The organism is Streptomyces sp. SID5643, assembly GCF_009872555.1.
In the GTDB taxonomy this organism is placed as follows: domain Bacteria; phylum Actinomycetota; class Actinomycetes; order Streptomycetales; family Streptomycetaceae; genus Streptomyces; species Streptomyces iakyrus.
Genome location: NZ_WWIC01000331.1, coordinates 43,902 through 57,850, shown reverse-complemented (window position 1 = coordinate 57,850; position 13,949 = coordinate 43,902). Strand labels below are relative to the sequence as shown.

Below are 13,949 nucleotides of genomic sequence, written 5' to 3'. Positions count from 1 at the left end.
TGCGACGCTGAGAGCGTCAGAGCACCCCCGCCCCCCTTCACACCCGAGGACCCCCGACCCATGAGCCCCGCAGACGGCGACCGTGACCCGCAGCGCATCCTGATCGTCGACGACGAGCCGGCCGTACGCGAAGCCCTTCAGCGCAGCCTCGCGTTCGAGGGGTACGGGACCGAGGTCGCGGTCGACGGCGCGGACGCCCTGGAGAAGACGGCGGTCTACCGGCCCGACCTGGTCGTCCTCGACATCCAGATGCCGCGCATGGACGGTCTGACAGCCGCGCGCCGCATCCGTGCCACCGGCGACACCACGCCGATCCTGATGCTCACGGCCCGCGACACGGTCGGCGACCGCGTCACCGGCCTCGACGCGGGTGCCGACGACTACCTGGTCAAGCCGTTCGAACTCGACGAACTCTTCGCCCGCATCCGCGCGCTGCTGCGCCGCAGCACCTACGCGGCGGCCGTGGGCGCGGCCGCCGCGGCCGACGACGACGCGCTCACCTTCGCCGACCTGCGCATGGACCTCTCGACGCGGGAGGTCACCCGGGGCGGGCGCCAAGTGGAGCTGACCCGTACGGAGTTCACGCTCCTGGAGATGTTCATGGCGCACCCGCGTCAGGTCCTCACCCGGGAGCAGATCCTCAAGGCCGTCTGGGGCTTCGACTTCGAGCCGTCGTCGAACTCCCTCGACGTCTACGTGATGTACCTGCGCCGCAAGACCGAGGCCGGAGGCGAACCGCGCCTCGTCCACACGGTGCGCGGTGTCGGATACGCGCTGCGGGCGGGCGGCGCCGAGTGAACAAGGTCGTTTGCCGGTTCCGCTCCCTGCCGATCCGGTCCCGACTGGCGCTGCTGGTGGCGGCGGCGGTGGCGTTCGCGGTGACGGCGGTGTCTGTGACGTGCTGGTTCATCGTGCAGAAGAAGTTGTACGACCAGGTTAACGGGGATCTCAAGTCGTCCTTCCGGACTATTGAGGCGGACGCGTTCTACTCTCTGACGAAGGAGTGCCCGCAGAAGCCGTCGAACACGCTCAGCGGGGCGCCTCGGCCGCAGGCCTACGCGCAGGTGGTCAGGTCCGACGGCAGGGTCTGCCGGTTCAGCAGCCTCATGCCCCAGGTGAACGTGACGAGTGGCGACAAGGACGTGGCCAAGAATCCCGACTACAGGACAGCCGTACTGCGCAACGGCACGGACAGCGACGGCAATTCGGTGCGGGTGCTGACCACGGCGGTCGTCGTGAAGAACGGCCCGTTCGAGCAGGGCGTGGCCGCCGACTACGCGCTGGTCATTGCCGTGCCCCTCAAGGGCACGGAGTCCACCCTCAACGAACTGGCGCTGATCCTGCTGCTGGTCTCGGGGATCGGGGTAGTGGGCGCCGGGGCGGCCGGCCTCACCGTGGCGAGGGCGGGCCTGCGCCCGGTCGACAAACTCACCGAGGCCGTCGAGCACGTGGCCCGCACGGAGGATCTGAACATCCGCATCCCCGTGGAGGACGCCAGCGAGGACGAGATCGCCCGCCTCTCCCACTCCTTCAACTCCATGACCTCGGCCCTGGCCAGTTCCCGGGACCTCCAGCAGCAACTGATCGCGGACGCCGGCCACGAACTGCGCACGCCGCTCACCTCCCTCCGCACCAACATCGAACTCCTCACCCGCAGCGAGGAGACGGGCCGCCCCATCCCCGAGGCGGACCGCAAGGCGCTGCTCGCGTCGGTGAAGGCGCAGATGACGGAACTGGCCACGCTCATCGGCGACCTTCAGGAACTGTCCCGCCCGGACCCCAACCAGCACTCGGAGCGGACTCAGATCGTGGCCTGGCAGGACACGGTCGAGTCGGCGCTGCGGCGAGCGCGGCTGCGCGGACCGGAACTGACGATCACCGCAGACATCGAGCCCTGGTTCGTCCGCGCGGAACCCTCCGCCCTGGAACGGGCCGTGGTCAACATCCTGGACAACGCAGTGAAGTTCAGCCCGGAGGGCGGCCTGATCGAGGTCCGCCTGGCCGAGGGCGTCCTCACGGTGCGCGACCACGGCCCGGGCATCGATGCCGACGAACTCCCCTACGTCTTCGACCGCTTCTGGCGCTCCCCCGGCGCACGCGCCCTGCCGGGCTCGGGCCTGGGCCTGTCGATCGTCGCGCGGACGGTTCAGCAGGCGGGGGGCGAGGTGTCCCTCGCCCCGGCCGAGGGCGGCGGCACGGTGGCGACGGTACGACTGCCGGGGGCGGCGGTGCCTCCGCCGGAGGACCCTCCCGCCTCGGCCTGATCGTCAGCGGTTTCTGACGCCCTCAAGGAACGACGCCCAGGGGCCTGCGGCGAACACGAGTATCGGGCTGTGCGGGAGCTTGCTGTCTCGGACCGGGACTACGTCGGGGCAGTTGTCGGCGACCTCAAGGCAGTTGTTGGCCCCGCCGTCACTGTAGGTCGACTTGCGCCAGACGGCAGTGGTGAGATCGAGGGTGGGCATCATGATCCGTGCTCCTCCAGTACGTCCCTGATGAACGCCAGCGAGTCCGACGGGGACAACGCCAGATCCCGCAACCGATCGTAGGACAAGCAGTGGTCCAGGACTTCCTCCGGATCGTCCATCAACAGGCCAAAGCTATGACCCTCCGTATAGGCCACCGCGCTGGTGTCCTTCTGCCACAGCAGGGTCAGAGACCCCTTGCCCATGAGGTGGTGGACCCCGGCGGAGAAGGGGAGCACCTGGACGACGACGTTCGGTCGCTGCGCGACTGCTTCGATGCGCAATAGCTGGCCCTTCCACGTCTCCGCGCTGGCCGAGGGGCGACGCAACGCCGACTCGTCGATGACGAAGCGCGCATGGGGTGCCGGATCCTTGCTCAGCAGAAGCTGCCGCCCCATGCGCGCGGCCACCTGTTCCTCGACTTCCTCAGTGCTGCCAGGTGTTGTCTGAGGGCCAGACAACACCTCCCGGGCGAACTCCTCCGTCTGCAGCAGTCCAGGCACGTTCGGTGTGTACACCCGCAGGAGACGCGCCGTCGCCTCCAGCGCCATGTACCTCTTGTACTTGTCCTTGAAGGCGTCGTACCGGGCGATCTTCCAGTGGTGAACCAGCAGGTCACCGCACCCGTAGTAACTGTCCAGGTCTTCCATGACCGCCAGCTTGGACAGTCGCTCGCCCGACTCCAGGCGGCTCAGGTAGCTCTTGTCGTAGCCGGTGTCCTCGGCCAACTGCCCCAGGGACTTGCCCTCCTTCTCCCGCAGAAACCTCAGCGTCCGCCCCAGAACGGCCCGTCCTCCGTCAACCACTTCGCCCACGTCACCCCTCACCGTTGCCTGGAGCGCCAGGCAACACCTGGCCTCTTCCGCAGCGTACGCGCGAGCCGTGACGATGACGGCACGAACGGTAATCACCGCTCGTCAAACCCCCGCCCGCCTCCCGGAAGGGACGCCCATGCGCCTGCGCCTGCGCGCCGCCGAGCTCTGCGAGTCACTGCTCCTCACCCTCGTACGGCTCCTGCTGCCCGCCCGAGGGCGGCATCGAGCCGTCGCGCCCGCCCCGCCGCGGCCGTTGCCCCCGCCTACGCTCCTGAGCCCCCTCCCGCCGGAGCCCCTGGAAATCGACACCCCTCTCGTCCGGCCCTATCTCCGCGCCCTGGAGGTCTACGCATGAGGCTGCTCCCCTGGACCGGGGCCGACGGCAAACCCTGTTACCTCTCCACCGACGACCCCGACAGCCTGCTCTCCCGACTCGCCGACGACGTCGAGGCCGCTCAGCTCGCGTCCGCCGAGGCCGTGCTCGCCGGTGCCAGAGCCGTCATGCACGACCCCAAAGCCGGTGAACACGCCGTGCGTTGCGCGTTGGCGCGGGCCGTGGAGTCCCTCGGCGATGTGCTGCGGATCGCTGTCGGTCGCGGCGACGGCACCCGATAAGGCAGGACATACACCCCGCGCACCTGTCGATGTCCTGTCATACCCATCAGTAGCGCCCACTCCTGCCGCTGTTCTGACATCTTCATCGCCGTCACAGAACGACAAGCAGGAGTGAGCCCCCCACATGCGTCTCATTCGCACGTCAACTGTCAGGAAGATCGGCACTGTTGCCGCCTCCACCGCCCTCGCCGTGACCGGTCTGCTGGCCGGCGCGGGGACCGCCTCGGCCGGACCCGCCGGGGCGACGAACATCCGGGGTGTCGACCCCGGGGACACCGACCGGATGATCGAGCGGCTCTGTAGCCAGGAGACGAGCCTGACGGGCGTGTACGGCGCCCTGAACGTCGACACCGGTGAGTTCAAGACCCGGGACGAGTACCTGCGGGACGTCTTCGGGCTGTGGAAGCCCGCCGGGCCGTGGGAGTTGTTCCGCGGCTGGTGCGGGTACGCCGAGGCCTCGACCTGGTCGGCCAAGGGCGAGACCGTCCGCACATCCCGCTGGATCGGGAACAAGGGGTCCGCCGACGACAAGGAGACCTTCGTCAGCAGCTACAGCACCAAGACGTTCGCGAAGAAGAGCGTCGGCGGCGAGATCAGTCTCTCCCTCGCCAAGAGCATCTTCAGCGGAACCGTGGGGGGCAGCGCCGGCTACGAGTGGGGCTGGGAGAAGGAGTCCCGGTTCGAGACCCGGAGCGAGAAGACGATTCCGCCGTGCCGGCAGGTCGCCGTGACCTGGACGCCGTATCAGCGCGTGGTGCGCGTGAACCCCGTCTTCCACGTCGAGGACTACCAGTGGGACAAGGGCGACGGGGAGCGGACCGTGCACAGTTGGCGTGACCGCGGGTACGAGACGATCTACTCGCACGGGTACTACATCGACGGCATCTCCGACAAGCTCCTGCCCAGCGGTCAGCCCGACGGCCGTGAGGACAAGATCGAGGAGAAGCTCGACCCCAAGTCCTGCATCCAGTAGGGCGCCTGGAGCGGCAACCTTTCCGTGTGGGGCGGCGACTGATCAGCGGTCATTCCCCCACACGGAACGGATCGCCGTATGAGTGAGCCGCGCAGCAAGGCCCAGCACCGTCGCCGCAGAAGCCGCACCGCCCTGGCGGTCGGGGTCCCCCTGGCCCTGACCGCCGCCGGCACCTTCACCTACGGCGCCGACCTCGGTGTCCTCGGCAGCAGTGTCCAGGAGGCCTCCGCCGCCGCACCCGCCTGGGCGGCCGACACCGCCGACGGTTTCGCCTCCGTCAACGCCCTCGGGCAGAACGGGACGTACGGCGGGCGCGGCGGCCAGATCGTCACCGTGACGACACAGGCCGAGCTGGAGAGGTACGCCACCGCGACCGAGCCGTACGTCATCGTCGTCGCCGGGACCATCGCCATGAACCCGGTCGGCAAAGAGATCAAGGTGCAGTCCGACAAGACCATCGTGGGCCGGGGGACCGCCGGGCACATCGTCGGCGGCGGGTTCTTCCTCGGCCGGGGCGTGCACAACGTGATCATCCGGAACCTGACCATCCGGGACGCGTACCAGGGGATCTGGAACGACAAGGACCACGACTTCGACGCGATCCAGATGGACGGCGCCCATCACGTGTGGATCGACCACAACGACCTGCGGCACATGGCCGACGGGCTCATCGATGTCCGCAAGGACTCGACGAACGTCACCGTCTCCTGGAACAGGCTGAGCGACAACAACAAGACCTTCGGCATCGGCTGGACCGAGAACGTCAGGACCGACATCACGATCCACCACAACTGGATCCGCGAGACCGAGCAGCGCAACCCGTCCACCGACAACGCCGCACACGCGCACCTCTACAACAACTTCCTGGAGGACGCCCCGGGCACCTCTATCAAGTCGGCGTACGGCAACTACGCGCGCGGCGGCACGAAGATGGTGCTGGAGAACTCCCTCTTCCAGGGCGTCAGGAACCCCGTCATCAAGGACAGCGGGGCCGCCGTCGTCCAGCGCGGCAACTCCTTCTCCGGCACCAGCGGGCGCAACGAGAGCGGCGGGACCGCCTTCGACCCGAAGACGTACTACCCCTACACCCTCGACAAGGCCGCTGACCTCCCGTCGGTCCTCAAGGCCGGTGCCGGTCCCCGCGCCTCCATCGGTACGACCGCCGCCTCCGCCAAGGCCGCCGCCGCGACCACCCTCACCGTCGCCCAGGACGGCAGCGGCCAGTACCGCACCGTGCAGGCCGCCGTGAACGCCGTACCGGCGAACAACCCCGCGCGCGTCGTGATCGCCGTGAAACCGGGGACGTACCGGGAACTGGTGAAGGTCCCCTCCAACAAGCCGCACGTCACCATCCAGGGCACCGGCGGCAGCCGCAAGGACACGACGATCGTCCACAACAACGCCTCGGGCACGCCGAAGCCCGGCGGCGGGACCTACGGCACCGGCGGCAGCGCGACCGTCGCCGTCGAGGCCGACGACTTCCAGGCGCGCAACCTGACCATCTCCAACGACTTCGACGAGAAGGCCAACCAGCACATCAAGGACCAGCAGGCCGTCGCCCTGCGGACCGCCGCCGACAAGGTGTTCCTGGACGGGATCATCGTCAGCGGGGACCAGGACACGCTGCTGCTCGACACCGCGGCGAAGGACCGCCTCGGCCGGGTCTACGTCAGCAACTCCTATGTGATCGGCAACGTCGACTTCATCTTCGGCCGGGCCACGGCCGTCGTCGACAAGTCCGTCATCACGCTGAAGAAGCGCTGGAACGGCACCTCGGCCGGGTACGTCACCGCACCGAGCACGGCGGCGAACCGCAAGGGCATCCTGATCGCCAACTCCACCGTGAACGGCGACGTCTCGGCCGGGAGCTTCTACCTCGGCCGGCCCTGGCACGCGGGCGGGGACGCGTCCCTCGACCCGCAGACCACCGTCCGCAACACCAACCTCAGTTCCGCGATCAAGTCCACGCCGTGGACCGACATGAGCGGCTTCTCCTGGAAGGACGACCGGTTCGCCGAGTACGGCAACTACGGCGCCGGGGCGGGCCCGGCGAGCACGAACCGGCCGCATCTGACCGACGCGCAGGCCGCGAACCAGGAGGTCGCGGACTGGCTCGCGGGCTGGACGCCTTCGGCGTCCTGAACGACTCCCTTCCGGGTCCGGCTGACGAGCGGCGCCGGACCCGGAAGGGCCACCACCTCAGAGGTGCTTACTGCTTCCAGGCGTGGTGCAGCCGGTCCAGGCCGCTCTGGTTGTTCACCGTCAGGCTGAGGTTCGTGCCCGTGCCCTGGAGCGTGGTGAGGGAGTAGGTGTCACCGTTGCGCAGGCCGGGCCAGTAGACCGAGCCGAGGCCCAGCTCCCGGATGGTGTCCGTCGCGGCCTGGATGTACGCGATCTCGTTGGAGTCGCCCACCGGGCCGTTGTAGTCCAGGCCGGTGGTCATCGAGGCGCCGAACTCGTCGAGGATCGTGCGGGAGGCGCAGTCGCCGATGCGGCTCTTGAAGTCGGCCTTCCACTGGTCGACGCTGGTCCAGTCGGTGTGCCAGAAGCCGTAGTTGTGCAGGGCCAGGCGCGTGCCCTTCAGACGCGGGTCGGCGCAGACCGGCTTGACGTCCTCGCTGTACTTGTACCCGCCGATCAGGATCCGGTCGCGCGGTATGAAGCGGTGGGTGCTCACCCACTTCGCCGCGATGTCCGTCCACTCCTGTGCGGTGTAGCCGAACGGCTCGTTCATCGGCTCGAAGTACACCTTGGAGTTGCCGGCGTAGGCGGAGGTGATCCGCGCCCACATCCGGTCCCAGGACGCCTGGTCGTCGATCTTGCCGTCCTTGGCGTTGTCGGCCTCCCAGTAACCCAGGATGACCTTGAAGCCCTTGGCGGTGGCGGCGTCGATCGCGCCCCGGTACGACTTCCAGAACGGGCCGTTCACCGACGTCGGATTGACCGGGAGACGGACGGTGTTGGCGCCGAGCTCGGAGAACCCGCCGATGATCGCCCTGGACTTGGCGTAGGTCGTGGCGTAGCTGTCGGAGGTGGACAGGCCCGAGGGCACGACCGCGTCGTCGGCGTAGTTGTCGCGCGGGTCGGCCCAGTTGACGCCCTTGAAGTCGCTGACGGGCGGCGGAGTGGCGGGGCGGTGGGCGGGAGAGGCGGCGGCGGGGGAGGCGAGCGCTCCACCGAATGCCGTGACGCAGGCCAGCAGCGCCCCCACGCACGCTGTTCCGCGATGGGTCTTGTGAGACACGACATCCCCTTCTGAGCATGTGCGAAGGTGAGCAGCCCACAGACGGACCGCTCAGTGGAGCACGAAACTAGAAGGAGACTCGAACAGAGGTCAACACATCAGCACACCAAATTTCATCAAGAAGGCAGGGAAGGCAGGGATTCCGAGCCGACGTTGCGGCTACGAGCCCACCGTCAGCCCCGAGCCCGACAGCCTCACCCGGATGCCGTCCTCCTCCACCCGTACGTCCTCCAGCTTCACGTCCCCCTGCTCCGGCTTCGGCAGTTCGAACGCCAGGGCCAGCCGGTCGGCCAGGACCGGGCGCGTCAGACCCGACAACTCGCCGAGGAGATCGGGGTCGAGACCCAGGCGCCTGAGCACCTCGGGGTTGTCCAGAGCGAGGTCGATGAGGTTCAGGCGCTGTGCCTGGCGGGCGAAGCGCGGGGAGCCGGTCAGCTCGGCGAGCTTGCCGTCGTCGGCCAGGGCCTGGTCCACGGTCGCCTCGGGTACGCCCATGCGCCGCACGATGGCCGGGACCGACAGCAGCGCCTTGGCCTTCCGGGTCTCCCGGGCCAGGTCGGCGGAGGCCTTGGGCGTCAGGTGCAGTCCTTCCGAGGCGCGCTTGCCGGGGCGGTAGGTGGCCAGGTTCCCGATGTCCAGGCGCATGCCGCCGATCTCCGTGGCGATGCCCCGCTCCCCCTGCCGCTGGATCCGGGCCTCGGCCCGCAGCTTCAGGTCGTGCCCGGCGACCGGCAGGGTGCCGCGGGCCCGCACCCGGTCCCGGCCCTCGCCGGTGAACGTCACCTGGGAGGCGCCCAGTTCGCGGTTGAGGTCCTCGAAGGACAGCATCACGTCCCCGTCGAAGCGGGGGACGTCGGCACCGCGCACGGAGGTCAGGCCGTCGGCGTTGAGCGTCACGTCGTGGGCCGTGGCCGACACCTTCGCCAGCGAGACCCGGTCGGCCGCGACGTCCGGGACGGTCACCTTCACCGACTCCAGCCGCTTGTCGGTGAGCTGGGTGAGGAAGGGGAAGCCGCCGATCTCCACCTCGGGCGCGGCGGCCAGGTCCAGGCGGTCCTTGAGGGTGTCCGCGGCCCGGTGCTCGGCGTACAGCACGGCCCAGCGGTCGCCGAGGGCGGCGAACGAGGCGAGGACGACGAGGCCGACGACCGCCTTCACGGCGAGCGGCAGTCCGGCGAAACGATTCTTTCGGCGCCGGCCGCCACGGCGGTGGTCGGGCGGCGACCACCCCGGCTCCGGCTCCTGCCGCTGCTCGGCGTCCCCGCCGAGGAAGTCCTCCAGAGGGGTCGCCTCCAGAGGCCCGTCGTCGAGTGCGCCGAGTTCCTCGTAGGGGTTGCGGGGCTGCTCGGAGCGGTCGTCGGGAAGATGCGTGTCCATGCGGTGGGGGGTGCGCATCGTCTCATCCGACCATGCGCACCGCCCCGTCCCGCAACTCGAACCCGCGGTATGCGACTTACTTCACGATCGTGATGCGGTCCGCCTTCGGCGGCGCGATCGGGTTCGCGGCCGAGGAGTTGGCCGTCAGGTACTGCTCCAGCGCGGTCAGGTCGTCGGAGCCGACGACGTCGTTCGCGCCCTGGCCGAGGGTCGGGAAGCCGTCGCCGCCGCCCGCGAGGAAACTGTTCGTCGCGACGCGGTAGGTGGCCGCCGGGTCGATGGCCGAGCCGTTCAGCCTGATGCTGTCCGTGACCACCCGGTCGGCACCGGACTTGGTGAGGTCCAGCGTGTAGGTCAGACCGGACGAGACCTGAAGGACCTTCGGGGCCGCGGCGTTGGGGCCGGTCACCTGCTCCTTGAGCACCTGGACCAGCTGCGCGCCCGTGAAGTCCTGGAGGTTCACGGTGTTCGCGAACGGCTGGACGGTGAAGCCCTCGGCGTAGGTGACGACACCGTCGCCCTCGGTGGCCTTGGCCGCGTACGTCAGGGGCGCCCGGATACCGCCCGGGTTCATCAGCGCCAGGTCGGTCTCCGGGTCGAGCTGCTTGCCGTGGGCGAGCTGGGCGTCGGCGATGAGGTCGCCGAGCGGGGACTCGGTGCCGGTGTTGCCGATGTCGCCGGAGATGTAGCCGATCGGCTTGTTGCCGATGGGCGCGGCCAGCGTGTTCCACTTGCTGATCAGCTCGGTCATGTCGGGCGCCTTGGGGACGTCCCGGGTGACCACGCGGTTCGCGGACTTCACCGCCGTACGGGCGATGTCGCCGGTCCTGCGGTCGTAGGTCAGCGTGGTGTCGGTGTAGAGACGCCCGAAGGACGCAGCCGAGGTGACCATGCGGGGCTTGCCCGCCGGGTCGGCGATGCTGCACACGTACGCGTTGTGGGTGTGGCCGGTGACCAGCGCGTCCACCTGCGGCGTGACGTTCTTGGCGATGTCGACGATCGGGCCGGAGATGCCGTCGCCCGCACCCGGGGAGTCACAGTCGTAGTTGTACGACGTCGACGCCGGGAAGCCGCCCTCGTGGATGAGCGCGACGATCGACTTCACGCCCTGCTTCTGGAGCACCTTGGCGTACTTGTTGATCGTCTCGGTCTCGTCCTTGAAGGACAGGCCCTTGACGCCCTCGGCGGAGACGATGTCCGGGGTGCCCTCCAGGGTCACGCCGATGAAGCCGACCTTGACGCCGTTCTTCTTCCACACCCAGTAGGGCTTGAGGATCGGCTTCTTCGTCTTCTCGTCGAGGACGTTGGCGGCCAGGTAGGGGAAGTCGGCGCCCTGGAACTTCTCGTCCGTGTAGCAGCCGTCCTTCGGGTGGCAGCCGCCGTTCTGGAGGCGGGCCAGTTCCTTGGCGCCCTCGTCGAACTCGTGGTTGCCGACCGAGGTGACGTCGAGGTCGAGCTTGTTCAGCGCCTCGATGGTCGGCTCGTCGTGGAACAGCCCGGAGATCAGCGGAGAGGCGCCGACCATGTCGCCGCCGGCGGCCGTGATGGAGTACTTCTCGCCCTTGCGGGCCTCGCGCAGGTGCGTGGCGAGGTACTCGACACCACCGGCGTCGATGGTCTTCGTCGTGCCGTCGTGCTGGTGCTCGGTGACCCGGCCGGACGAGCCCGCCGGCGGCTCCAGGTTGCCGTGCAGGTCGTTGAAGGACAGCAGCTGCACGTCCTGGTAGCGGCCGGGCCAGTGCCCGCCCGCCCGGTGGTCCTCGCCCGCGGTCGCCGAACCCGGCAGCCCCGCGGCGGCCAGCGCGCCGACGGTGACGACACCGGCGGCGAGAGCGGCGAAACGGTTCGTACGACGTCTCCGGCGCTCCGGATGCGCCGGTGAAGTGGCTGGCATACGCCCCCCTGTGGGTCTGCTGGGACAGTGATGTCGTCCGGCGCAGCCTAGAGTCAACGCGCGTAGCGCGACAGGCCTTTCCGGGTTACGACCTGGTTGCTTCTTTGCCGCCGTTTTGCCGGTGGCGCCCCGTACCCTCGTACGCATGACCAGCGACGACACCGTACGGCCAGGCCATCCCCGCTCGATCGAGACCCTTGCCGCGCTCTCCGCGGAGCAGACCGAGGCCGTGCTCGGGCTGCTCGACGAGGCGGCCCGGACCGACGGTCAGCAGGCGGTGTCCGAACAGGGCCGGTTGCAGCTGCGGGGCGGGGAGCGGGAGGGCGTGTCCCATCTGCTGCTCACCACCGGCGGAGAACTTGTCGGTTATGCCCAGTTGGAGGACACGGACCCGGTGGAGCCGCCGGCCGCCGAGCTGGTGGTGCATCCCGGGCATCGCGGGCACGGGCACGGACGCGCGCTCGGCTCGGCACTGCTGGCCGCGTCGGGCAAGCGGCTGCGGGTGTGGGCGCACGGCGGGCACTCCGCCGCCCGGCATCTCGCGCAGGTCCTGGGCCTGACGCTGTTCCGTGAACTGCGTCAGATGCGACGGCCGTTGACCGACTTCGACGCGCCCGAGCCGGTGCTCCCCGAAGGGGTCACGGTGCGGACCTTCGAGCCCGGCCGGGACGACGCGGCCTGGCTCGCGGTGAACGCCGCCGCCTTCGCCCACCACCCCGAGCAGGGCTCCCTCACCCAGCGCGACCTCGACGACCGCAAGGCCGAGCCGTGGTTCGACCCGGCGGGCTTCTTCCTCGCCTTCCGCGGCGGGGAACTCGTGGGCTTCCACTGGACCAAGGTGCACGCCGAGGAGGGCCTGGGCGAGGTGTACGTCCTCGGTGTGGGGCCGGGCGCGCAGGGCGGCGGCCTCGGCAAGTCCCTCACCACGATCGGGCTGCGGCACCTGGCGGGACAGGGGCTGCCGACGGCGATGCTGTACGTCGACGCCGACAACAAGGCGGCGGTGTCGGTGTACGAGCGGCTGGGGTTCACCACGCACGAGGTGGACCTCATGTACCGGACGGAGACCTGAGCCTTGCTCCCGGTGCGTGATCTGCGCGTCCGCCCCGCCGCAGAGGCCGACCTGGCCGCCCTCGTGCGCCTGCGCGACGACGCCGCCCGCCGGCTGCTGTCCCGCGGTGTCACCGGGCAGTGGCGGCCGGGGGAGCGGGACGAGGACCACTTCCGCCGGGTCATGGCGCACGGCGAGGTCTGGCTCGCGGAGACCGGCGGGCGTCTCGCGGGTGCCTGGGAGCTGTGGTGGGAGGACGAGGAGGCCTGGGGCCCGCAGCCGCCCGTGGCCGGGTACGTGCACCGGCTGATGGTGGACCGGACCGTCACCGCGCCCGGGACGGGCCGGCTGCTGCTGGACGCCGCCGAGCGCCGGGTGGCCGGGGCGGGGCGCACCCGGGTGCGCCTGGACTGCCTCGCGGGCAACGCGCGGCTCAACGCCTACTACGCCGAGGCCGGTTACCGCGTCGTGGGACACAAGGCGGGCAAACCGCAGCCCGGCGGGTCGCCCAAGTCCTTCACGCTGATGGAGAAGCGGCTCCGGTAAGTGGGCGTTGCGCCCACGACGGCCGCCAGAGCTCGCCCTCCGGCGGTCGCGGCCGGGTCGCCACCAGGTGGTCGCGCAGGGCCGCCAGGCCGGGATGCGGGTTGTCCGTGCGCCACAGCAGCGAGTGCGGGTAGACCGGGACCGGATCCACGAGCGGGACGAGCCGCAGGTCGTGGCCGACCGGCCAGACGTGCGGGGTGCGTTCGCTGAGGAAGGTCGCCACGGTCGGCGAACCGGCGATCGTGTCGAGGAGCGCCTCCAGGCCGAAGTTGGGCCCGATGGTGTCGATGGCCGGCCCGAAGACAGCGGCCAGTTCCTCGTAGTAGGCGTGCCACTCGGTCCCCGGCACGTTGCCCGGCATCCAGATCCGGTGTCCGGCGAGCTGCGCGGTCGTCACCTTGTCGGCCCGGGCGAACGGATGGGCGGGGCCGACGCACAGCCGCAGCGGCTCGTCGAGGACGGGTGTGGCCGCGATGCCGTCGGGGGGCCGCTGCCCGGGCATGGTGACGGCCCGGAAGGTGGCGTCGACGGCCCCGTCCCGCAGGGCCGTCACGGCCGTCTCGACGTCGAACAGCGTGACGACGTCCAGCGCGGTCTCCGGGTGGGCCCGGTGGAAGTGCTGCACCAGGCCGCCGGTGGCGGCCCGGCGTCCCACGACGTCCACCCGCAGCGCCCGGTCCCCGGGCCGGACGGCGGCCGTCGCCCGCTCCTCGGCCCGGAGCAGGACCCGGGCGTGCGGCAGCAGGGCCTGCCCGTCGATGGTGAGTTCCGCCCCGCGCGGCGTACGGACCAGCAGCCGCACCCCGAGGTCCTTCTCCAGCGCGGCGATCCGCTTGGACACGGCCTGCTGGGTGAGGGCCAGGTCCACGGCGGCCTTCTGGAACTGCCCGGAGTCGGCGATCGCGACGAAGGCCCGTACGGCTTTGAGGTCCACGAGGGGCAGCGTAGCCGCACAACGGATGGTTGTCG

14 protein-coding genes are annotated in these 13,949 nt (G+C 69.9%); 8 read left to right on the top strand and 6 right to left on the bottom strand.

Annotated elements, in window-relative coordinates:
- Positions 1-60 precede the first annotated feature (60 nt).
- Entirely contained in the window at positions 61-798 is a 738-nt protein-coding gene (locus GTY56_RS35280; RefSeq protein ID WP_161369353.1) for a response regulator transcription factor, read from the top strand.
- Positions 795-2,264: an ATP-binding protein gene (locus GTY56_RS35275; protein ID WP_161369352.1), complete on the top strand. Its 1,470-nt coding sequence runs from the start codon at positions 795-797 to the stop codon at positions 2,262-2,264. The genes GTY56_RS35280 and GTY56_RS35275 overlap by 4 nt, the downstream gene beginning before the upstream one ends.
- A 3-nt stretch (positions 2,265-2,267) precedes the next feature.
- Here the strand turns inward: GTY56_RS35275 and GTY56_RS35270 are convergent, their stop codons facing one another.
- Both GTY56_RS35270 and GTY56_RS35265 read right to left on the bottom strand, forming a co-directional pair.
- A complete protein-coding gene (locus GTY56_RS35270) occupies positions 2,268-2,468 on the bottom strand; it encodes a DUF397 domain-containing protein (protein ID WP_161369351.1) in 201 nt (66 codons plus the stop codon).
- On the bottom strand, positions 2,465-3,280 hold the full coding sequence (locus tag GTY56_RS35265; RefSeq protein WP_346345655.1) for a helix-turn-helix domain-containing protein: 816 nt from the start codon (positions 3,278-3,280) through the stop codon (positions 2,465-2,467). The genes GTY56_RS35270 and GTY56_RS35265 overlap by 4 nt, the downstream gene beginning before the upstream one ends.
- A gap of 136 nt (positions 3,281-3,416) precedes the next feature.
- On the opposite strand from GTY56_RS35265, the gene GTY56_RS35260 reads away from it, so the two are divergent.
- The 4 genes from GTY56_RS35260 to GTY56_RS35245 all read left to right on the top strand — a co-directional run bounded on the left by GTY56_RS35260 (position 3,417) and on the right by GTY56_RS35245 (position 7,010).
- Positions 3,417-3,635, top strand: a complete 219-nt coding sequence (locus GTY56_RS35260; RefSeq protein WP_161369349.1) for a hypothetical protein — start codon at positions 3,417-3,419, stop codon at positions 3,633-3,635.
- Complete coding sequence (locus tag GTY56_RS35255; protein WP_161369348.1) at positions 3,632-3,895, top strand: hypothetical protein; 264 nt, start codon at positions 3,632-3,634, stop codon at positions 3,893-3,895. The genes GTY56_RS35260 and GTY56_RS35255 overlap by 4 nt, the downstream gene beginning before the upstream one ends.
- Positions 3,896-4,019: 124 nt before the next feature.
- Complete coding sequence (locus GTY56_RS35250) at positions 4,020-4,868, top strand: hypothetical protein (RefSeq protein WP_161369347.1); 849 nt, start codon at positions 4,020-4,022, stop codon at positions 4,866-4,868.
- A gap of 78 nt (positions 4,869-4,946) precedes the next feature.
- Positions 4,947-7,010, top strand: a complete 2,064-nt coding sequence (locus GTY56_RS35245; protein ID WP_161369346.1) for a pectinesterase family protein — start codon at positions 4,947-4,949, stop codon at positions 7,008-7,010.
- A 67-nt stretch (positions 7,011-7,077) separates the two neighbouring features.
- On the opposite strand, the gene GTY56_RS35240 is transcribed toward GTY56_RS35245, so the two are convergent.
- From GTY56_RS35240 to GTY56_RS35230, 3 genes are all read right to left on the bottom strand, one after another.
- On the bottom strand, positions 7,078-8,112 hold the full coding sequence (locus GTY56_RS35240) for a cellulase family glycosylhydrolase (RefSeq protein WP_161369345.1): 1,035 nt from the start codon (positions 8,110-8,112) through the stop codon (positions 7,078-7,080).
- A gap of 159 nt (positions 8,113-8,271) precedes the next feature.
- Positions 8,272-9,507 carry an LmeA family phospholipid-binding protein gene (locus GTY56_RS35235; RefSeq protein WP_161369344.1) on the bottom strand — a complete coding sequence of 412 codons (1,236 nt, stop codon included), beginning with the start codon at positions 9,505-9,507 and terminating at the stop codon, positions 8,272-8,274.
- Positions 9,508-9,565: 58 nt separating this feature from the next.
- Complete coding sequence (locus GTY56_RS35230) at positions 9,566-11,383, bottom strand: bifunctional metallophosphatase/5'-nucleotidase (protein WP_161369343.1); 1,818 nt, start codon at positions 11,381-11,383, stop codon at positions 9,566-9,568.
- Between the two features lie 145 nt (positions 11,384-11,528).
- Here GTY56_RS35230 and mshD point away from each other — a divergent pair, with 145 nt between their 5' ends.
- Positions 11,529-12,455 (top strand): mycothiol synthase, encoded by a 927-nt coding sequence (gene mshD, locus GTY56_RS35225; protein ID WP_161369342.1) that lies wholly within the window; start codon positions 11,529-11,531, stop codon positions 12,453-12,455.
- A 12-nt stretch (positions 12,456-12,467) separates the two neighbouring features.
- The gene (locus tag GTY56_RS35220; protein ID WP_161369341.1) at positions 12,468-12,980 is read left to right on the top strand and encodes a GNAT family N-acetyltransferase; all 513 of its coding nucleotides are present in this window, start codon (positions 12,468-12,470) and stop codon (positions 12,978-12,980) included.
- Here the strand turns inward: GTY56_RS35220 and GTY56_RS35215 are convergent.
- Positions 12,952-13,914, bottom strand: a complete 963-nt coding sequence (locus GTY56_RS35215; RefSeq protein WP_161369340.1) for a LysR family transcriptional regulator — start codon at positions 13,912-13,914, stop codon at positions 12,952-12,954. The genes GTY56_RS35220 and GTY56_RS35215 overlap by 29 nt on opposite strands.
- Positions 13,915-13,949 lie beyond the last annotated feature (35 nt).